Annotated in this window: 14 protein-coding genes; 12 read left to right on the plus strand and 2 right to left on the minus strand. The window is 40.6% G+C overall.

Going from position 1 to position 22,780, the window contains the following annotated elements:
- Positions 1-55: 55 nt before the first annotated feature.
- Entirely contained in the window at positions 56-4,606 is a 4,551-nt protein-coding gene (locus HII17_RS03780; protein WP_169073958.1) for an EAL domain-containing protein, read from the minus strand.
- Positions 4,607-4,843: 237 nt separating this feature from the next.
- Here HII17_RS03780 and prlC point away from each other — a divergent pair, with 237 nt between their 5' ends.
- The 9 genes from prlC to HII17_RS03825 all read left to right on the plus strand — a co-directional run bounded on the left by prlC (position 4,844) and on the right by HII17_RS03825 (position 16,283).
- A complete protein-coding gene (gene prlC / locus HII17_RS03785) occupies positions 4,844-6,886 on the plus strand; it encodes an oligopeptidase A (RefSeq protein WP_169073959.1) in 2,043 nt (680 codons plus the stop codon).
- Between the two features lie 26 nt (positions 6,887-6,912).
- A complete protein-coding gene (locus HII17_RS03790) occupies positions 6,913-7,626 on the plus strand; it encodes a DNA-3-methyladenine glycosylase I (RefSeq protein ID WP_169073960.1) in 714 nt (237 codons plus the stop codon).
- Positions 7,626-8,411: a class I SAM-dependent methyltransferase gene (locus tag HII17_RS03795; protein ID WP_169073961.1), complete on the plus strand. Its 786-nt coding sequence runs from the start codon at positions 7,626-7,628 to the stop codon at positions 8,409-8,411. Before HII17_RS03790 ends, HII17_RS03795 begins: the two co-directional genes overlap by 1 nt.
- 105 nt (positions 8,412-8,516) lie before the next feature.
- Entirely contained in the window at positions 8,517-10,475 is a 1,959-nt protein-coding gene (locus HII17_RS19295) for a methyl-accepting chemotaxis protein (protein ID WP_169073962.1), read from the plus strand.
- 233 nt (positions 10,476-10,708) lie between these two features.
- Positions 10,709-11,182, plus strand: a complete 474-nt coding sequence (locus tag HII17_RS03805) for a peroxiredoxin (RefSeq protein ID WP_169073963.1) — start codon at positions 10,709-10,711, stop codon at positions 11,180-11,182.
- Between the two features lie 136 nt (positions 11,183-11,318).
- The gene (ftnA, locus tag HII17_RS03810) at positions 11,319-11,849 is read left to right on the plus strand and encodes a non-heme ferritin (protein WP_169073964.1); all 531 of its coding nucleotides are present in this window, start codon (positions 11,319-11,321) and stop codon (positions 11,847-11,849) included.
- Positions 11,850-11,919: 70 nt separating this feature from the next.
- Positions 11,920-13,107: a BaiN/RdsA family NAD(P)/FAD-dependent oxidoreductase gene (locus HII17_RS03815; RefSeq protein ID WP_169073965.1), complete on the plus strand. Its 1,188-nt coding sequence runs from the start codon at positions 11,920-11,922 to the stop codon at positions 13,105-13,107.
- A gap of 45 nt (positions 13,108-13,152) precedes the next feature.
- A complete protein-coding gene (locus HII17_RS03820) occupies positions 13,153-13,914 on the plus strand; it encodes a ceramidase domain-containing protein (RefSeq protein WP_169073966.1) in 762 nt (253 codons plus the stop codon).
- 110 nt (positions 13,915-14,024) lie between these two features.
- On the plus strand, positions 14,025-16,283 hold the full coding sequence (locus HII17_RS03825) for a response regulator (RefSeq protein WP_169073967.1): 2,259 nt from the start codon (positions 14,025-14,027) through the stop codon (positions 16,281-16,283).
- Position 16,284: 1 nt separating this feature from the next.
- On the opposite strand, the gene HII17_RS03830 is transcribed toward HII17_RS03825, so the two are convergent.
- The gene (locus HII17_RS03830; protein ID WP_211185234.1) at positions 16,285-18,021 is read right to left on the minus strand and encodes a glycoside hydrolase family 9 protein; all 1,737 of its coding nucleotides are present in this window, start codon (positions 18,019-18,021) and stop codon (positions 16,285-16,287) included.
- Positions 18,022-18,306: 285 nt separating this feature from the next.
- Here HII17_RS03830 and HII17_RS03835 point away from each other — a divergent pair, with 285 nt between their 5' ends.
- Genes HII17_RS03835 through HII17_RS03845 form a run of 3 tightly spaced genes read left to right on the plus strand, consistent with a single transcriptional unit; the run spans position 18,307 to position 22,767 of the window.
- Positions 18,307-19,560 carry an efflux RND transporter periplasmic adaptor subunit gene (locus HII17_RS03835; protein WP_169073968.1) on the plus strand — a complete coding sequence of 418 codons (1,254 nt, stop codon included), beginning with the start codon at positions 18,307-18,309 and terminating at the stop codon, positions 19,558-19,560.
- 56 nt (positions 19,561-19,616) lie between these two features.
- The gene (locus HII17_RS03840) at positions 19,617-20,333 is read left to right on the plus strand and encodes an ABC transporter ATP-binding protein (protein ID WP_169073969.1); all 717 of its coding nucleotides are present in this window, start codon (positions 19,617-19,619) and stop codon (positions 20,331-20,333) included.
- 10 nt (positions 20,334-20,343) lie between these two features.
- Entirely contained in the window at positions 20,344-22,767 is a 2,424-nt protein-coding gene (locus HII17_RS03845) for an ABC transporter permease (RefSeq protein ID WP_169073970.1), read from the plus strand.
- The last annotated feature ends 13 nt before the right edge of the window (positions 22,768-22,780 follow it).

The raw sequence follows: 22,780 nt of genomic DNA on the forward strand, positions 1-22,780 counted from the left end.
AATAGATAGGGCTAATCATGTTCGATTGCAAGTATGATTAACCTTTAAGTAGGTATTAAGAAACGTTTCGCTTAGCTTTTATTTCAACTTTATCTTCGTTAAGCTTTTCCGTTAGGTCATTTGTAGATAACGGCGGGTAATACAAATAACCTTGAATGTAGTGGCATTGACGATCAACTAAGTATTGCAGCTGCGCCTGTGTCTCGACCCCTTCTGCTATACACGCAATATTTAAGCTTTTAGCTAGAACTAGCGTCGCATCAACAATTGCTTCATCTGCACTTTCAACGCCTATGCCATTCACAAAACTGCGATCTATTTTGATAATATCGAGCGGTAAATTCTTTAAGTATGACAACGATGAAAAGCCTGTACCAAAATCATCTAACGCCAACTTACAACCATAATTTGACAACTCTTGCATAGTCTTAATGGCTTTTTCAGGTTCTGTAATGAAGGCACTTTCCGTGACTTCTAATTTAATTGCATTTGGTGGTAAGTTAAATTTGGCTAATTTGGCTGCAATAAAATCCATTAAACTACCATCAGAGAAATGCGGCGCAGATACATTGATCGACAAGTAAAAATTAGGCCTAATTGAACGCCAAACATTCAACACCAAAAGTGCCTTGTCCAACGCCATATCCGTCATGGGTTTAATTAAGCCTAATTCTTCTGCAAGCGGTATGAATTCACATGGAGGAACAATGCCATCTCTACTTTGCCAGCGCATTAACATTTCTGCACCAACAGCTTTACCTGTATGAGCATCGACAAGCGGCTGATACAAGTTAAAGAATTCATCGTTTTGTACCGCAAGCTTTAAATTAGACTCTTGGGCAAGGCGAATTTTTGCCTCTTTATTCATATGTTCAGTAAAAAACTGAAAGTTATTTCTGCCTTGTTGCTTAGCATGATACATAGCGACATCGGCATTTCTCAATAACTCATCCTGATCTTTAGAATCATCTGGGAATAAGGCGATGCCTATACTCGCGCCAACACTGACCACATTATTATTAAGCTGGAATGGCTGTTCAACTACATCAATTAGTTTTTGCGCAATACGACTTAGGTGATTATTAGATTTAAAATCTTCAAGCAAGACTACAAATTCGTCGCCACCAATACGAGCAACCGTGTCATCTTGTCGTAAAGTATCTTTTAGTCGCTTAGTTATTTCTTTTAGCAACAAATCTCCATAATCGTGTCCCAATGAGTCATTAACATGTTTAAAACGGTCAAGATCGATAAAGAACAGCGCAATCGCCGCATGATGACGGTTTGCTTGATCAATACCGTGCTTTATTCTCTCAAGTAATAGCGAACGATTTGGTAAGCCCGTTAAATGATCGTAGTTTGCTAAAACCCTAAGCTCACGTTCAGCCGACTTTTGCGCACTAATATCAGTTAAGACAAATATATAATGTGAAGCATTCCCTGTACCGCTTTTACTGACACTGATCGTCACAATCACATGGTATTCCTCACCACAGGGCGTTTTTACCAATTCCTCGCCACTCCAGTGGCCAACGTCTTTTAAAGAGGGCAATAAACGTGCATAGTGCATTAATCTTTTTTGGCTAATACCTAATAGGCTAAAATCAAAAGCAAAAGTTTCTTGCTCCCAGCCAAAGGCATTACACAGCGATTGGTTTGCCGTAATCTTAGTTAGCTTATCATCAACTATGAATACCCAATCTTTGGTCTGTTTAAAGGCATCACCATAATGCTGCGCGCGCTCTTCATCTACTTTGTTTTGAGTAATATTAGTGTATGAACCAGTAACACGTGTCGGTAGACCATCATTATTATTGGCTACTACTTTCCCTAAATCTTTGTACCAAAGCCATTGGCCGTCATTACTCATCAATCGGTAACTACATTCAAAGCTTTCATCCTTCGTACTATTCATCAGGAACACTTGCCATTTTGAAATGAATAATTCGCGATCTTCAGGATGAATTAGCGCAAGGTGCTTGTCCATACTCAGTGAACTATCTGAATGTGTATAGCCTAATTCACCCGTGAATCGTTTTGCGAATATCCGATTGTTTTCAGCAAACCAATCCCAAACCTCACTATTACTGCCGGTGAGCGCTAGTTGTAATCTGTTTTCTCTATACTTAACTTCTTCATGAGCTGCTAATAATTCTTGTTGTCGGTTATGTCGACCTCTAAGCCAAATAACAAAACAACTTAATGCAACAAAACTATATAAAAATAGTGCTAGAGGAGAGCGCCATAACGCATAGCTAACGTTAAACTCTATTGACGTTGGCGCTGAAAACTCCCCGGTATATGGGGATTTCGCCCATACAGACAATGTATACTTGCCAGAATTTAAAGTCGGGAAAGTTATATAATTTTGCGAGGTAAGTGGCGACTTTATATTAGTTGATCCAGTTAATTCAAATTTATAACTAATCCGGTCTGCATTTAGAAATGAGAATGTTGAGAAATCAACTCTAATTCCAACATCATCATAGCGTAAATTTACCGAGTTATTACTTGAGAGAAACATCGGCAAATTTAGTTCACGAGAAAGTACGTCGATATTGGCAAAACGAATTTTTATATTTTGGCTATTTGCATTACTGTGAAGTTTGACTGGGTCAAACACACTAATGCCCTGCATAGAACCATATGCAAGTCGACCATCAGCGAGTTTAGCCACGGCACTTGCATTATATTCGTTTGCGATTAGGCCATCTTCTATATCAAACTGCCTAATATGATGTGTATTAATATCTAATCTAAAGATACCTTGGTGTGTAGAGAACCAAAGATGCCCCTGTTGATCAAGCTGTACGCCATAGACATTTTCGTCAATTACACTGTTTTTGCTGCTATATGCGTGCACTTGTTCAAACGTTTCTACATCATAACCAAATAAACCAATACCGCTATAAGCTACCCATAAAGTGCCATTCTTATCGACAACCATGCCATCAATTGTAAAATATTCAGAATCGGGTTTTTCTGGAAATTGAATCAAATTTGTCAGGCTTCCTGTCACTTTATGATACGACCAAACACTGTCATTGGTCGCATACAATATCTCATTGGGTCTTTGCTCAATCGAGGGAAGAATATTCCAAATATTATTGACGCCTAAGGTTTCTTCTATAACAGTTAAACGTTCAAATGTTTGCGAAGGTAGATGAATACGCGCACTGCCTTTTTCTCCTGAAAACCACAAATTATCGTTTTCAAGATGAAAGACCACAGTTTCTTGCTGTAACCAAGCTAATATCTCTTCAGAAAGTGGTATCGGAACAAGGCGGCGAGAAGCTTTGTCAAATAACTTCAACCCTTCATAGGTCGCGAGCCAAATTTGATTGTTGTATTGTTCAAAATAATAAATATTGCCATAAGTAAACGTAGTTTTAGATTGGTCTGTCACCAAAAAGCGGTCGATTTTATTATTTGTCGCGTCAATAAGATTCAAGCCATTGGCAGTGCCAACCCATAACAATTCAGAATTTTTAGCGTCTTCTTCTAACGCATGAACGCTGCCATTAGACAAGCTATTATTTTCTAAATTGCTATAGCCAAAATTTTGTACCAGCAAACTTTGCGGGTTCCAATAGTATGCTCCTGTCGCTTGTGAGCCCATCCAGTAAAGGCCGTTTTTATCTTTTTCAAAGCTTACTACTGAATTTTCTGCAACATGATTAAACGTATCCGAGTAACGCACTAATAACACCGCAGAGTCTTTAATCATGTCGTAATGATACAAACCGTCATTAGCTGCAATCACTAACTTACCGTTATCTACATAAAACTGCCAAACGCCTATAGATGGAAGTGTTTGTTTGAGCTTAATATTATCGAAATCACTTTCCAGCTGTTCCATACTAAGTTCAAAAACACCATCATTGGTGCCAATAAACAGCCGATCTCCCGATTGCGCAAAGTCATAACTTTTGTTGGCTTCGTGTAAGTCAAATCGTTGTATAGGAGATGACGTCTGCGCTGTTATAGCAATTCGATTGACGGTATGAGCATTAATATCGTAAACATATGCGCCAGCACGCGTAGCAATAAACAAATGTTCCCTAAACTGTTTAACACGATAGATACTGTCGAAACCAGTTAAGTACTCGCTTAGGTTTACCAGTTGTTCAAAGCGTTGCTCTTGATGGTGATACAGACCTACCGTTTTAGATGTGATAATCCACTCAGAAATACCTGGCTTATGTTCTAACGAAGAAGATACTTGGTAGTCTTTGTTTTCTGGATCATGTTCAATTATGAAACGAAACTCATCAGTTACCGGATTATAGGAATACAAGCCCTTGCCAAAGACAGTAAACCAAACGAGATTATCCTTACTCTGCCTAATGTCATAAACCGCGTATTTACTTAGATCAATATTCGGTGCCTTTAATGCGCGAACACGATAGCCATCAAAGATATTGATACCGTTCTCAGTGCCTAACCACATGAAGCCATTGCTGTCTTGCATGATAACGTTGACGGTGCCTTGCGTTAAGCCGTCTGCTACAGTTAGGTTTTTTAGCGTTAATTTACTTTGGGCATACGAAGCCTGACCTAAAAAGATCATTAAACAAACAAAGAAAAAGACGATATTTCGAAACAAACTTTTCCCCACAACTACAGCGAAAAATTAAAATACTATTGGTATACAAAACGTAAGTTTGCGTACTAACTTCTTATTATGACAGTAAATTTGTTAATTGTGTGTTAATTATACAAAGAGGTACATTCCTGTTTCAAGTTTCAGGCTTTCCTATCTCTTTTCTTACTCGTAGCCTTGAATTAAGCGCTAACTGACTATAAATGTATAGAAGTAAATAAAATCGCTAAAGGCAAGATAATGACCAACCCGTTATTAGAATTAGATTCACTACCAAAATTTTCCGCTATTAAACCAGCACATGTAAAACCCGCTGTAGAAAAGGCTATCGCTGACTGTAAGGCCATGATAGAAAAAGTGTTAGCTGAGCATTCTGAATATACATGGGATAATTTAGTCGCACCAGTTGATGAAGTTGACGATATGTTGGGTAAACTTTGGTCTCCTGTCTCGCATATGAATTCTGTCGTAAGCAGTGATGAGCTGCGCGATGCTTATGAAAGTTGCCTACCACTCTTATCGGAATATGGCACTTTTGTTGGTCAGCACCAAGGGTTGTACGAAGCTTATAAGCAACTTGCTGAAAGTGAGCACTATCACACACTAGATATTGCAAAAAAGAAAGTGATCGACAATGCCCTACGCGACTTCAAATTATCAGGTATCGCATTACCTACAGACAAACAAGCTAGGTATGGCGAAATTGTTACCAAAATGTCTGAGTTAGGCTCAACATTTAACAATAATTTGCTCGATGCAACACAAGCCTTTACCGTTGAAATTAACGATGAAAGTGAACTAGCAGGTCTACCACAAAGTGCAAAAGACGCTGCAGCTGCTCTTGCCGAGTCGCAAGAAAAACAAGGCTGGGTATTTACCTTAGACTTTCCAAGTTACCTTCCTGTTATGATGTACTGTGATAACAGTGAGTTACGTGAAAAAATGTACCGTGCTTTTGTGACTAGAGCATCAGATTTAGGCCCAAATGCTGGCGAGTATGATAACTCAACTGTAATGGCAGATATTTTGGCACTTCGACATGAAATCGCCCAACTACTCGATTTTAGCAACTACGCAGAAAAGTCACTTGCAACCAAAATGGCTGAATCCTCTGACCAAGTACTAGGGTTCTTAAAAGATTTAGCAGCAAAGTCAAAACCACAAGGCCAGAAAGAATTAGACGAACTTCACGCCTTCGCTAAAGGCGAGTTCGGCATGAGCGAATTAAACGCATGGGATTTGCCTTACTACGGCGAGAAACTTAAACAAGCTCGTTACAGTATTTCTGATGAAGAACTGCGCCCGTATTTCCCAGAGCAAAAAGTAGTCGCAGGCCTATTTGAAGTCGTTCATCGTTTGTTTGGCCTTTCCATCAAGCAACGTATCGGCGTCGATGTTTGGCACGACGACGTAAAATTTTATGACGTGTACGGCGAAGACGGTAACCTGCGTGGTAGTTTTTATCTAGACTTATATGCCCGCGCGAAAAAACGCGGTGGCGCATGGATGGATGAATGCGTTGGTCGCCGTGCATTAGCAGACAACACGGTTCAGTTACCCGTTGCTTACCTTACGTGTAATTTCAATGGCCCTGTTGGCGACAAGCCAGCGCTGTTTACCCACGATGAAGTCGTCACACTATTCCACGAATTTGGACACGGTATTCACCATATGCTTACGCAAATTGATGCAGCGAGTGTCTCGGGCATTAATGGCGTAGCTTGGGACGCTGTAGAATTACCAAGCCAATTCCTAGAAAATTGGTGCTGGCAACCAGAGGCTTTAGCATTTATCTCTGGTCACTTTGAAACCGGTGAAGCGTTACCACAAGCAATGCTTGATAAAATGCTAGCGGCTAAGAACTTCCAATCGGCAATGCAAATGTTACGTCAACTGGAATTCAGCTTATTCGACTTTACAATGCACGCAGAATACAACCCTGAAAAGGGTGATGAAATTCAAACAGTATTAAATCAGGTAAGAGAGCAATACTCAGTGGTAAAAGCTGCTGATTTCAACCGCTTTCAACATAGCTTCGGCCATATTTTTGGTGGCGGTTATGCCGCCGGTTATTATAGTTATAAATGGGCAGAAGTACTTTCAAGCGATGCTTTTTCACGCTTTGAAGATGAAGGTATTTTTAATAAAGAAACTGGCCATAGCTTTTTAACTAACATCCTTGAAAAAGGAGGATCGCAAGAGCCAAGCGAGCTGTTTAAAGCATTCCGTGGCCGAGAGCCTGAAATTGATGCGCTTCTTCGCCATAGTGGCATCGCGGCATAGAGAGCTGACGCTTAAAAGGAAAAGTAATGAAACTCGAATCTTTTGATAAGCTTTATCAACGAGCTGTAAAACGCAAAGGCGGTGTTAAGCAGCTCAATAGCTTATTGCCGGCAACGGAAAACCAAGACGCATTACTTGAAATCAGCGACGACCGCTTTTTAGCAGCCTTCACTAAAAAGGTTTTTCAATCAGGTTTTGTTTGGCGAGTTGTCGAAAAAAAATGGCCAGACTTCGAAGAGGTCTTTTTCAATTTCAATATCGAAAAAGTACTGATGATGCCGCAAGATATGATGGAGCGAAAAGCCAGTGACCCTAAAATTATTCGCAACTTTAATAAAGTAAAAACCATTAAAGACAATGCCCAGATGATTTTTGAAGAGCAGCAAAACGGTCATCGTTTTGCTGAATTTATTCATCAATGGCCTAGCGAAGATATTATTGGTTTATGGGCATACCTTAAAAAGCATGGTGCACGTTTAGGAGGCAATACTGGTCCTTACGCGTTGCGAGCACTAGGTAAAGATACGTTTCTAATTTCTCGTGATATAGAAGCGTATTTTCGTGCTCACGATATTATCTCCGGTGGCGTTCAAACCAAGGGAAGTTTGGCTACTATTCAAAGCGCCTTTAATCAATGGCATCAAGAATCAGGGCTGTCGCTAGCACAATTAAGTCGCCTTGTAGCATATGCGACCGGTGACAATCATGTTCAAGCGGAATCAATACAGGCCAGCAATTAATGGAAAATGTTGCAGTAGCATACGTTCATTCAACTGATGCGGATTACGCCAAAAAAATCGCCAATAAATGGAGCTTTTTATACATTGGCGATATTGCGGCAGCCTCTAACCATAAGCGGCTGGAATTTATTCTACAAGTAAATGATCAAGTACTTGAGCTTATTAAGTTAGATGAACCTAAACTCACACCAATCAAAGTCGATTTTGTAGAAGGGGCAGTTGCCCACAGACGAAAATTCGGTGGTGGCCGAGGGCAAGACATTGCGAAAGCGGTTGGTCTAAAACATGGCTTTACGCCAAATACTTTAGATGCAACTGCCGGCTTAGGAAGAGATGCTTTTGTCTTAGCAAGTCTTGGTTGTAAGGTAACATTAATTGAGCGAAATCCCGTAGTAGCCGCCTTATTAGATGATGGCATCGAACGGGCCAAGCTCAATATAGAAGTGAGTGAAATTGCTCAGCACATGAAGCTGATACATCAGTCGTCAATTAGTGAAATGACTGAGCTAGACAGTTTCGATGTCGTATACCTTGACCCTATGTATCCTCATAAGGAAAAATCAGCGCAAGTGAAAAAAGAGATGCGAGTTTTTCAGTCATTAGTTGGTGCCGACTTAGACGCTGATCAGCTATTAGCACCAGCCCTAAAATTGGCCGACTACCGTGTCGTTGTCAAAAGGCCAACTTATGCAGGCTATTTAGACGATAAAAAACCATCAACTGAAATTAAAATGAAGAAAAACCGCTTCGATGTCTATGTAAATAAAGGCATTCCTAAAAGCTAGCCTGCATAAAGCATAGCATTCCACCTTATTTCGTAGATGTAACACAACTGTCATATTTCGATCATAAAATTCAGTTAACTAACATTATGGTTCGAGATTAATATCGTGCGCGTATCTACCTTTTCACGCTCTTCTGTGATTGCCATTAGCGGTTTTGCTTTTATATTTTTGATGGCCATGTATCAAGTGGCAAACACACTAGCCGCAAACCGCTTACACTTAGCTGAATATCAACAGTTGAAATCACTAACAACTGTCGACTTCTACCGCACAATTGCCCGTTATTTACAGTCTGGTGATGCCAGCTTACTCAATAACGCAGAAACACAAATAGATGAAATAAATGCCAGTGCTAAACGACTCGCCATTGCTGAATTAGAAAACGCTATTTCAGATAAAACACGTCAACTTAAAAGCGATATTGCCGAGAAATACCGAGCACTGGGTAAATTAAGTGGTGATCCAATGGCGTTGCTACGCAATAGTGAGCAAGGTATGGCATCGCTCAACGCAAGCCTAGCTAGCTATGCATTAGCGACAGATGTATTAAATGCCTCACAAAAACTCGACTACATTGCCACCAATGCAAATTTAAGCGCTGCCATAAATGACTTAGTGAATATTCGCGAAAAACTTTTTATTAGTGAACAGCCTAACTTAGATTTAGTTGCCCAGCCGCTTAACGAGCTAAATAAATTAATCGAGGCGCTCTATCAGTTTCCGTACCTTGAGATATCAGATGGCAGTGAAGATGAGGACGAATTGGTTGATGACGACGATTTATTGCTTGAAGAAGATGAAGACGCAACAGACTTAAGCGAAGAAGCGCTTGATGAACTTCGCTCACTTGCCACCCGTTATCGTAGTGAATTAACCAATACAATTAATCAGCAAACACAACGTCAGCAAGGGTTAGCGTCATTAAACAAAGACGTTAACGCCATGGAAGCCATCATTTTACAAGGCGAAGCGGCAATATTGACCGAGCAAGAAAACATTAATAATCGCATTACTTGGGTAGTTATCGTGTTAATGACCATATTAGTAGTATTTTTAGCTGCGAATTATTGGCTAACACGCACTGTAGTGTTAAATCCGCTTCGTCAATTACGTGATAGCTTTGTTACGCTCGTTGAAGAAGGCCGGGTTGATTTAATCACCGGTATTGAAGAAAAAACCGAACTAGGGCAAATTTCTACCAGCTTCAACAAAATGGTCACTCAGCTAGCTGAAGAAGATAAACAAAAAGCGAAACAGCTTGGTCTAGTATCAACAGCAATGCAGACCATGGAGTCCCAAGCACAAACCATTTTAAATTCTTCATCAAGCACCAGTGAACATTTACTTGCCGTTGATGAAATTATGGCGGCTCTGTCACAAGTCACAGAACATGTGAATACACTATCCCAACAAGTTGCAAGTAACGCTAAAGCGACTGAGCAAGCAATGAACGACAGTCAGTTAAAAGTTGACGAAGTGTTACTTGCAAGTGATAAAACCAATGCTGCGGCGCAATCCGGCAAAGAAGCGATAGAATCGCTTAGTCATTCGGTTGATAGTGTTGGTACTATTGTTGACGTAATCAGCTCAATTGCCGACCAAACTAATTTATTAGCCTTAAACGCTGCTATTGAAGCAGCACGAGCAGGTGAACATGGTCGCGGCTTCTCTGTTGTGGCAGATGAAGTAAGACAGCTTGCCGGTAAAACTCAAGAATCATTGAAACAGGTGAGCGAGCGCCTAGAACAACTCAATAGTGCAAGCCAAGCACTTGAAAGCAACATTTTTGGTATCGAAGAAGCTTCTGGTCGACAAAAAGAGATATCACAATTACTAAAGGACAATGCTGAAAGTGTCGTTGAGCAAGCGATCACCTCTGCTCATGTTGCTGAAGATTCATTAGCGCAAATAAACCAACAACGTCAACATTTTGCAGAGTTTGAACAAGCGATGGAAAGTGTAAATAATGAAGTTAATCACTCTAAGGAACTCGCTGAAACCATCTCACAAGATGTCGCCGAACAAGTAGGCGACATTAATGAAACGTTAAAACTTGTTTCTTAACGCACTTTAACACTGAAATTAAGCCTCTAATCTTCTAAAATAAGGTTAGAGGTTTTTTTATGGCTAAATCACTGTGTAAATGGAAAAAGAAGGATATTGAAAAAAATATCCACGAATTGATCCATATTGTCGATAAACCACGTTTTATCTGTAAAGATTGTGCAAGAAGTGCACATGATAAAGGCTTTTTGTGTAAGCCGATCAAATTAAAATAACAAGCAAGCAGGGTACTTATGATTTCTGAAAACACCAAAATGCCAAGTGGCGAATTGCAAGAATTAAAAGACGGCAACATGATCACTCACAATACCGATGAATTATTTGCAGACAAAAAAGTGGTTATGTTTGCCGTACCTGGCGCTTTCACGCCAACATGTTCAGCTGCACACTTACCTGGTTACGTAGTATCTGCAGACGAGTTAAGCGCTAAAGGTGTTGATCTTATTATTTGTTTAAGTGTCAACGATGCGTTTGTGATGAATGCATGGGGTGAAGCACAAAATGCCGACAGCATTTCAATGTTGGCTGACGGTGACGGAAGTTACACTAAAGCACTTGGTTTAGACATGGCTACCGGTAGTTTTGGCGGTATCCGTTCTCAACGTTATTCAATGGTCATTGAAAATGGCACCGTAACCCATTTAAACGTTGAGCAACCTAAGTCGTTTGAAGTGTCAAAAGCAGAAGTCATTCTTAACGCACTTTAACGACAAGGTAATACCAAACAAAACACAAACGATAACAATTACCATTTGTTATCCATTTGTTTTTATTGAACTTTATTTGAAATAGTATGTCATAACAGGCACAATAGCACCTGATAAATTTAACTGAGGTAGGTAAATGTTGAAACAAGAGATGGTTAAAGAACTTAATAATCAAATTAATCTTGAGTTCTATTCTTCTAATTTGTATTTGCAAATGAGCGCTTGGTGCGAAGACCAAGGCTTTGAAGGAGCTGCAGAATTTATGCGTAAGCACGCATTAGAAGAAATGGATCATATGAATCGACTATTTACATATGTCAGTGAAACTGGTGCTATGCCTATTTTGGGCGCTATCGAAGCGCCACCGCATGAGTTTGAGTCATTAGCAGAAGTGTTTAAGCAAACTTATGAACATGAGTGCATGATCACAGAGCAAATCAATAGCTTGGCGCACAAAGCATTTACCACACAAGATTACTCAACGTTTAATTTCTTACAATGGTATGTTGCTGAGCAGCATGAAGAAGAAACCTTATTCAAAAGCGTCTTGGATAAAATTAACTTGGTGGGCCAAGACGGACACGCCTTATTCTTTGTCGATAAAGATCTTGCCGAAATGGCGAAATCTGGTGGTAATGGCAGCATAATGACAGATGCGCAAGTATAGAGAGTTTGCTACAATATCCACAAGATTTTAAGGGGCTATAAGCCCCTTTATTTTTTGCTGGAAATTTACCATGACAACTAAAACTGATGTATTAATTATTGGCGCAGGCGCCGCTGGGCTAATGTGTGCCGCTACTGCTGGTTATCGAGGTAAATCAGTAACCGTTGTCGATATGGGTAAAAAGCCTGGCCGTAAGATTTTGATTAGCGGCGGCGGTCGTTGTAACTTCACCAATGAAAACGCCAGCCCAGAAAATTACCTTTGTCAAAATCCACACTTCGTTAAATCATGCTTAAGTCGCTACAGCGCCCAAGACTTTATTGAACTTGTTGATCGTCACGGACTTGAATACCATCATAAAACATTAGGCCAATTATTTTGTAATGATAGCGCCCAAGATATTGTTGATATTTTGATGACCGAATGTGATTGGGCAGGGGTAAATATCGCGCTGCGCAGCGAGGTGCTTTCTATTGAAAAAAACACAGACGGTTACTTAGTAAAAACTTCTGGCGATAGCTATCAATGCGCTTCTTTGGTGGTTGCTTCAGGTGGCTTAACCATGCCAAAACTTGGCGCGACGCCCATTGGTTATAAGATTGCAGAACAGTTTGGCTTAAACATTTTCCCAACAACCGCCGCATTAGTGCCTTTCACATTGCATGATCACGATAAACAACGCTTCGACGGTTTATCTGGCATTAGTGTTGATTGTTTGGTTAGCTCAGAATCTGGCGTAATATTTAGAGAAAACATCCTATTTACTCACCGAGGGTTGTCAGGGCCGGCAATTTTACAAATCTCTAGCTTTTGGCAAGCTGGACAGTCGATTACCATCAATCTATTGCCTGACTCTCCTATCGCAGAGCTTGTGAGTGAATGGCGTCAAAACAGCCCTCAAAAGTCGTTGAAGAACTTACTTGCTACTGTATTACCAAAACGCCTTGTCGAGTCTATGGTTAATCACAAAGAAATTACCGACAAAGCCGTTAATCAGCTAAGTAACGATGAAGTCACTTACCTTGGCCAATATTTGCATCAATGGCAAATTAAACCTAACGGCACTGAAGGATACAGAACGGCAGAAGTTACCCTAGGCGGCGTTGATACCGACGAACTTTCTTCAAAAACTTTTGAAGCGAAAAAAGCGGCAGGGCTTTATTTCATCGGTGAAGTTACCGACGTAACAGGCTGGCTAGGTGGCTATAACTTCCAATATGCTTGGAGCTGTGGTGTTGCATGTGGGCAAGCGGTTTAACCATAATTCGCAATAGAAAAACGAAAATTTAGTTAAGGACAATTAATGGAACCAACCACTAGCAAGCGAATTCTTTTATGGTGTATCACCATCATAGCAGTGATCAGCATTGGACAAATTCCACCTATTAGCCAAGATCTTAGCTACCATGCTTTTGCTGATTCGCACACATACCTTGGCATCCCCAATATGTGGAATGTAATTTCAAATATCCCGTTTCTCTTTGCTGGCATTTATGGCGTGCGATTCGTACTTAGCGCTAAACAGCAGCTTAAATCTCTGTATTGGGGTGGTTTGACTTTTTCCATTGGCATCTTATTAGTCGCTTTTGGTTCTGGTTATTATCACTGGCAACCAAACAATGAAACCTTAGTGTGGGACCGACTGCCGATGACCATAGGGTTTATGGGGTTGTACGCCATGATCCTTTCTGCTTTTGTCCGAGCAGAAAGTGGCATTAAGTTACTGCCTTGGCTATTAGTTGCAGGGGTTGTTAGTGTTGTTTATTGGGTAGCAACCGAAACAGCAGGTCAGGGTGATTTACGCTGGTACGCCTTAGTACAGTTTCTCCCGATGATTTTAACATTAGTTATTCTACTGTTTTTTAAATCCGATGAATTTAACAAAACTAAATTGGTTGGTGTGTTGATTTGGTATTCATTAGCTAAGTTGTTGGAAATGGGTGATTTTGAAATATTGGAAATAACTACCATTATTAGTGGCCATAGCCTAAAACATGTTGCCGCAGCCATCGCCTGTTTTTATGTAATTGAATGGCTAAAAACCACTAAACACCGAAACTCTTAGTCATTTCCCTTATTCGCCTTTAGCTTGTGAGATATTTGTATTATGGTTTGAGGTAATATCACCTATTGGTTTATATACCTAATTCAATAAAAGCTGAAGGTTAGCAAACGATGTTAGATGTTTATACAGGCTACTTTATGCTCGGCGGCCTTGGGTTGCTCTGTTTTGTGTTAACAGGTTTTTTTTGGTTAACGAACCCTAAACTTTCTGGCACCCGAGAATTGCTTTTTTACGGCTTTTTTCTGTCATTTGAGTCGCTTAGTTACGCAACAATAGCACCATATAACATCAATGTTGCAGCGCTTTTAGGAAACTTAGGTGCCTGCACAACAATACTTTTTTTAAATTTAAGCCTAATCAAATTACTTAAATTAGCGTTTAAAAGTACACCAATATATTTTTCCTACTTACTCGCGGTATCTTTTGCCGTTATTTGCTTTGCGCTTGATATTAATAGCTCGATAAGGGTGATGACTTTAGCATTCATTTTTGCTTGCCAGTATGCAGGACTTATTTACCTTCTTAATCGCTACAACCGTTATCACTACACCAAGCATATATGGTTTATAAATATCTGCTTAACAGCAAACTTAATTGGCAATAGTTTGTTTTCCTTAGGAGAGTTTTTTAACTACCACGGTAGGACGATATTTACCGATAATATTCAAATACTCATTGCCGGCATCACTGCCTCATGCGGACTAGCGCTAATCGTCGGATTTATTAGCATTGTCGCAGAAAGGCGCGAACAAAAGCTGAAAAAAGCGTCGCAAAGTAAAACAGAGTTTATCACCAACGTTAGTCATGAAATTCGCACCCCCATGAATGGTGTTATTGGTATGTTGGATTTACTGGCATTATCCGAGCTAGATTATGAACAAGAACATCGCGTCAAAGTGGCTAAAAGCAGTGCGAATTCACTGTTGGGTTTAATTAACGAAATATTGGATTTCGCTAAGATTGAATCAGGTAAAGCTGAGCTTGATATTGTCGAATTTAATGTCAGGGAGCTTTTTGAAGAAGTTACTGAAAGCATAGCGCTACTTGCTCATGAGAAAGGCATTGAGGTCATTCTCAATACCTTATCTCTAGAACATTTAAGTGTAAAAACAGACCCAAGCAAACTAAAGCAAATACTTACTAATTTATTGGGCAATGCCATTAAATTCACTGAACAAGGTGAAATTATCATTACTGTCAAAATAGAAAACATTAATGACAGCCAAATGTTAATTTGCTCGATTGAAGATACGGGTATTGGTATTGCTCAAGATAAACTTAACAAGCTTTTTCAGTCGTTTAGTCAAGTAGACGCTTCTACTACAAGAAAGTACGGAGGAACAGGATTAGGTCTAAATATCAGTAAGAAGCTTTGCCATTTATTAGGTGGCAATATTTCGGTAATTAGTGAACTGAATAAAGGCAGCTGCTTTACTTTTGAAGTATCTATTGAACTCGATGATAGTGAACAGAACAAAGTACCTGCATTGACCGATTTTAGCGATTTTAATTTCCTGATTCTTGATAGCAACCAGTCACACCTTGATGCATTCAAGCAATTTATTACTGATAGCAAAGGCTGCGCTGTGACCGCCAAAAATGGCCTTGAAGCTAATAATGAAATAACCTCATTTGTCCAAACCCACCAACAATTTAGCTTATTAATACTTAGCGATGAATTTGCTAACAATGACGGGCTAAGCTGGCTTTCGGCAAATCAACACTTGTTACCTGAACACTGTAAAGTAGTTTATATGTCTCGATTAAACTGCCAAAAAGCTAAACAAGAACTTGTTGAAAATAATGTACATTTTCAAATATATAAGCCAATAAGAATTTCTTTAATTCAGCAAATTCTCGCCAGTATTCGAAATAACGATACGCGCTTTCAGCTAGCTCATTCGATAAACAAAGCTAAAGCGATTAATACCTTAGCAAAGCTTTCTGTAATAGAGCCGCATATCACCACCGAACGTCCAAGCTCAACTCAAAACATATTGCTTGTTGAAGACAACCGTATTAACCAAAAAGTTGCTGAAGGCGTTCTCAACAATATAGGGTTTGATGTCGATATTGCCCAACATGGCATAGATGCTTTAGAAAAGTTATCAAGCAAGCCTTTACACTACGACGCAATTTTAATGGACTGTTTAATGCCAGAAATGGATGGCTACGAAACCACACAGCAAATTAGAGCAGGAAAAGCCGGTAGCGAGTACCAAAATATTCCGATAATTGCTATGACCGCTAACGCCATGAAAGGCGACAAGGAAAAATGCTTGGCAGCAGGTATGAGCGACTATTTAAGTAAACCCATTGAAACGACTAAACTTCAAACTTGTTTAACCAAATGGCTAAAAGCTAATTAGTTTATTCGGCGAGTAAAGCGGCCAACACATAAACCAATGGAGCATTCCAGTTGATCGCTACTTCATTCGTGGAGTAGCTACACCAATGATCTAAGTAAGATAACGCAGCTTGGTTTGATGGATAACTACACTCATCTTGTTGGCCATTTTGCGGCCCACCAACGAGCATACCAGGGATTGGTTGATTTACGTTATCACTATACGACGCTCGATGATGTGGGTCGACTGGCGTTTTGCTACCAAACCCAGTGACAAATGAATAGCCCGTTGGATTTCTACCAAGTAAATAAGAAATAGCACCAATGGATGCATCTCGATAATAGGTATCTTTACTAAAATGATAAGCTTGCATAAGAATCATTGCTTTATTCAACACTACAGAGTTACTTCCCCACACAAAGTCGTTTTGTTCCATAGCGATGGCATATGCACTATTTTGATATTGAAGAAGAAGGTCACCGGCAAGACTGTTTAGCAGCTGAGTTAGCTGCTCAACAAGCGCAGCAGGTAATAAACCACCACCTTCACGCAACAAGCTAATCACAGCCAAAGACGGAACATGCTGCCAACTAGAAATCCCTAGCAAGCCATGGTGATGTTCAAATGCCGATAAATATTCTTCATTCTGGGTAGCAAGGTAGAGCTCGGCAGCTGCCCAAGCAAATTCATCGTTAAAGTGGTCGTCACCATACTCACCACTTTTTACATCGGTTGGTTGAACATATACCACAGCAGGGTTTGTGTTTGCCCATTGCCATGCTAGTTCCGACGCCGTTAACCACTGCGTACTTAACGCTTTAAATTGTGATGAATACACGCGGCTTGCCATGGCCATGGTTGCTGCAAAATTTAATGTTGCAGCGGTAGATTTTCCGATAACAAAGCGTTCTCGTTGATCTTCATGCGGCATTTCTTTACCAGGCCACTCCAGCGTGGTGAGTTTATGATAAACGCCACCATCAATATCTTGCATATGCTGCAACCAATCTAGGTTCCACTTTATCTCATTTAAAATATCTGGCACATCGTCATTTGACTCAGGAATGTTAAGCTCACGATTTTGATAAAATGCTGGGTAATGTTGATAAGCTGCCATTAACGTATAGGTAGCTATGCCAGAATTCACCACATATTTCCCAAAATCCCCTGCGTCATACCAACCTTTACTAGCTGTAATCGCAGTACCAGCTGGCCTTTCTTCACTTGCTGCAGACGAGTGCACTGTGACTTGATTATCGCTATGACCGAGCGGCCGAGCCCATTGACCGCCATACTCACTGGTAATTTCGCTACTCGCCCGATTGTAATAATAAGACTTTAGTGCCGCATCATGTAACGCTGCATATGGCGTGAATGATATATCTATTTCCTTCGGTTCGACTCCTGCTACGGTTAACAAGTAACTCCCCGTGGACTGGACACTTGAAAATTCCGCTTGTTTGACCGTTACACTGCCTGCCGGTTGCCACACTTTAGCTTCACTTAAGGTTCCTTTGTAAACAATGTTGCCATCGTCTTTATTAGTTAGCGTATAGGTAAGCGCTGAGACATTAGGTATAAGAGCAATTTTTTCTCCTATCGGAAGGTAGCTTAATTGATTCGTATGTATCGTACTGGCGCGTTTCAAGGTTGGCGCCGTATTGTTTGTAGATTCCTCTGATGTGCTAGAACCTGAACTGTTACCACATGCACTTAACATCAAAAAGGTACTGCTCACCAAGAACGTACGAAACAACATTATTTAACTCCCTAAATTTGCGACTTATGTTTGATCATCCAAGTCATTATTTATAACACCTCAGAGAAAATTTTCATGCCTTTAAGAAAAAACATCACCTGTCCCAAAATTGGGACATAACCACTTGTTAGCCTGTCCCAATATCGAAACAACAAGGTAGCAACAAACCCATAGAATCACATTAACCATTTGTTTTTATTGTAAATTAATTAGTGGCACACCATGTGCAATTACTTGTTTCAAGCATCATCATTCTATTTATATTATTAAAAAAGAAGCAATAGCATGGATATAGTAAGAGAAAAGAAAGTTTCATTTTTTACGAAATACCGACTACCTATCGCTATTGGTGTTATTTCAATGGCGATTTTTGGTTTTAGCCAAGCCATAGTCACTAGCGACTATGCCGCAGATAAAAGCATGTTGAGAATTGCAACCGTTAAGCGCGGTGAACTTGCGGTAAAGGTGAGAGGGCCAGGAGTACTCACCCCAAAAAATATTCGTTGGATAGCATCTGATGTCGAAGGGCGTGCTGAACGTGTTTTGGTTAAGCCTGGTGCCATTGTTAAAGCGGGCGAGCTTTTAGTTGAACTGACCAACCCAAAACTTGAACGCCAACTTGAAGAGTCTCGGTGGGAGCTTACGGCACAAGAAGCGGAGGCCAAAGCCGAAACCACATCGCTTGCATCACTACTACTTGATCAAGAGGCCCGCGTGCTAAACGCTGAACTAGATTATGAAAGTAACGCCATGCGTTTACGCGCCGAAACCGAGCTTTTCGACAAAGGCGCCCAAGCCGTCTCTAAACTTGATTACGAAAAAACCAAGCTGGCAACAAAACAAAGCAGTAAGCGTTGGCAAATTGAGCAACAACGCCTCATTAAGATGCAAGAAAATATCGACGCTCAAGCTACCGCACGTGCCGCGCGTTTAAACAAAATGCGTAAAAGCTACGAGATAATGGAGCAGCAAGTTGAAAACCTTGAAATTAGAGCGAGCATCGACAGTGTTGTGCAAGACGTTGCGATTGAAGCCGGGCAGCAAGTAACTATGGGTTCTAGCTTAGCAAAGCTGGCTCGCCAAGATGAGCTAATAGCCGAATTACAAATTCCTGAACTGGCTATCCGTGATGTTGCTCTTGGCCAAAAAGTAGTTATTGATACTCGGAATAACCAGATAGATGGCGAAGTGATCCGTATAGCGCCATCAGTTGATAAAGGTAGCGTGCAAGTTGATGTTGCACTTATTCAACCGCTGCCCAACGATGCTCGACCTGACTTAAGCATTGATGGAGAAATTATTATCGCTCAACTGAGTGATGTTATGCATGTAAGACGCCCGCCTTTTGTGCAAAGCAATCGCACTGCAACTGTTTTTAAATTAGCGACAGATGGCAGCATTGCCGAACGAATCAATGTTGATTTTGGCCTAGGGTCAGTTCAACACATCGAAATTAAACGTGGTTTAAATGTTGGGGAACAAATCATTGTTTCACAAAATGAAGAGCTAGACCGATTTAACAAAATCTCACTTAATTAAAACGTTAAGTGCATAGAAACCAAATTAGCAAAAGATAATAGATTAAGGACAACAAGATGAGTAACCAACAAACACTAATCGAGCTAAATTCAATTCAAAAAGTATTTTTTACAGATGAAGTAGAAACTCATGCACTTTCAAATATAGAGTTAAGTATTAACGCAGGTGAATATATTTCTATATCGGGTCCATCTGGTTGTGGCAAATCTACATTACTTTCAATTTTAGGCTTACTTGATACTGTGACTAATGGCCAATATCAACTTAATGGTCATCAGGTTGCGTCACTTAATGCGACACAAAGAGCAAGAATACGAAACAAGGAAGTGGGCTTTATTTTTCAATCATTCAACTTAATTAGTGACCTAACAGTGGAAGAAAATGTCGCGCTGCCACTGACTTACCGTGATGACTTTTCTAGTCAAGACATTGATAAAGCAGTTAAAGAAGCATTAGAAAAAGTCGATATGGCACATCGTGCTAATCATTTTCCTTCACAGTTATCTGGCGGCCAGCAACAACGAGTTGCCGTTGCAAGAGCAATCGCCGGCAATCCATCGATTATTTTGGCCGATGAGCCAACGGGTAATTTAGATAGTAAAAACGCTGAAGCTGTAATGAGTTTACTTGACGAGTTACACCGTGAAGGTGCGACCATTTGTATGGTAACGCACGATCCACGTTCAGCTAAACGTGCACAACGCTTAGTTGAAATTCTCGACGGTAAAGTCATTGCCGACAATCCAATTGCGCGTGGCGTACAAGCAGCGTAAGGACACCTCTATGAATGCTTTATTTGATTTAAAGTATGCTTATCGCATGCTAATAAAAAACCCTGGATTTACCGCTTTAACCGTTTCGGTAATGGCAGCCGGGCTAGGTTTGTGCGTCTTTATGCTTGCTTTTATCGCTTCTGTTATGACTCGCCCTTTACCATTTGATAATGGGCAAGACATGTATATTGTTGAAGCGATGGAAGATGGTGTTCAATATAATGGTGGCTCATTATTGCTTCATGATTATGAAGCAATCAAAGCGCAAAGTGACAGTTTTACTCAAATTGGTGCTTACTACACAGCCACTGCCAATTTGAGTAATGGTGATCGCGCCCAACGATTTGCAGCAACAGTAACCACAGCTAATATATTTAGCTATACCTCAACAGAGCCACTATTAGGAAGAACATTCACCGCTAACGATGCCATTGAAGGCTCGACTCCTGTAGCCGTTATTGCATACAGCACATGGCAGAATTACTTTGGTGGCGACGCTAACATTATCGGTCAAAGTGTAAAGAACAATGGTGTATCAACCCAAATCATTGGTGTGATGCCTCAAGGTTACCGTTTTCCGAACATGGCTGACTTGTGGGTTCCACTACAAGATGATGCTACTCGATTAAACCGAAGTGAATCGATCAGTGTTTCCGCGTTTGTGATGAAAAAGCCAACCCGCTCTACTGCTCAAGTGAGTGAAGAGCTAAAAGCTATCATGGCTGAAATTTCACAAAAATACCCTGAAACGAATGGCAAAACCAGTGCTTACATTGCCACATTTCAAAAGGCAATGATGGGTGACGGCGCCAATATGATTGTTGGCCTAATGTTAACCGCAGTTAGCTTTGTTTTAATATTAGCCTGCGTTAATGTGGGCAATCTATTATTAGCACGAGCCAACGAACGTGCTAAAGAAACGGCTATTAGAGTTGCACTTGGTGCGCCACAGAGCCGTTTAATCATGCAAATGATGTGGGAAAGTATCATTATCTGTGTACTTGGTGGCTTATTTGGTCTGCTATTAGCCGCTTGGGCATTGGAACTACTGTCATATGTTTTACCTAATATGTTGCCTATAGCATTACCTTTCTGGTGGATAATGAAACTAGATAGTGAATTAATTTTGCAATCGATCGCCATCATTGGCGCAACGGCGTTTGTAACTGGCATAGTACCAGCTTGGAAAATGACCCGAGGAGACTTTAATGCAATATTGCGCGATGGAACCCGTGGTGCACAAGGAAAACGAGCGGGCCGTATTAATCGACTATTAGTGATTGTTGAAGTTGCACTGTCCTGCATACTATTAAGCTTATCTGGCGTACTAGTGGTATTGCTGCAGGAAACAAACAACTCAAGTTATGGCGTTGATAAAAACAATAAACTTACCGCCAGAATAGGTTTGTCAGAAGCTAACTATCCAGAGCCTCATCAGCAAGAACAATATTACCAGCGTTTAATGGACAAATTACGCAGCACGCCAGGCATAAAAGGTGCTGGCGCAATGACTAGCTTGCCTGGAAACGGCGCATGGTATCAGCCATTTTTACCTGAAGGCTATGAAGTAGTCGATAATCAGTACCCCAACACAGGTCGAGTTACCGTTTTTGAAGGCACAATGGATACTATTGGCATGGAGTTGCTTGAAGGGCGTAACTTCGATAGCCGCGATCAACTAGACTCATTACCAGTTGCGATTATTAGCGATCAGTTAGCTCGCAAATATTGGCCAAATGAATCGCCTATCGGCAAGCGATTTAGGTATACCAACGACGAAAGTAACCCTTGGTTAACCATAGTTGGTGTAGTTAAGCATGTCATTCACGGCCAGCCATATAGCAATATGAAGCATCGAACAGCTGCTTATGTGCCATTCACACAGAGTCACCGACGTTTTATGTCGATCGTAATCGACGTCAATGGTGATGCAGATGATTTTCGCGAAGCACTTTCAGACGCAGTAGCCAGCTTAGATCCTGAAGTACCAGCGTATAATGTTGCACCATTAGACTTACGCTTTAAGCGCAATACGGGTGGCATGACATTTATTCGAGATCTTTTTGCGGTATTTGCTTTGTGTGCACTTTTACTCGCTTCAAGCGGTATTTACGGCGTACTTGCAAATAGTACCAGTAAACGAACGCAAGAAATTGGTATACGACGGGCAATTGGTGCCACTGACGAAGAGGTAATGAGCATGCTCATGAAACAAGGCTGGAAACAGCTAGCAATTGGCTTAATTATTGGTCTGCCACTTGGCTTTTTAGCCAGCCAAGGAATGGTGCAGTTAGTGGGCCCAGAACACAATTATTATTACGGTGTATTTGTTGCTATTCCACTAATTATCGCGATAGTCGTCAGTATTGCGACTTACATGCCAGCGAAAAAGGCTATTGCACTAGAGCCTAGCTCGGCATTACGATACGAATAATAACAAATAACGG

This window comes from Thalassotalea algicola, assembly GCF_012932965.1.
In the GTDB taxonomy this organism is placed as follows: Bacteria; Pseudomonadota; Gammaproteobacteria; order Enterobacterales; family Alteromonadaceae; genus Thalassotalea_F; species Thalassotalea_F algicola.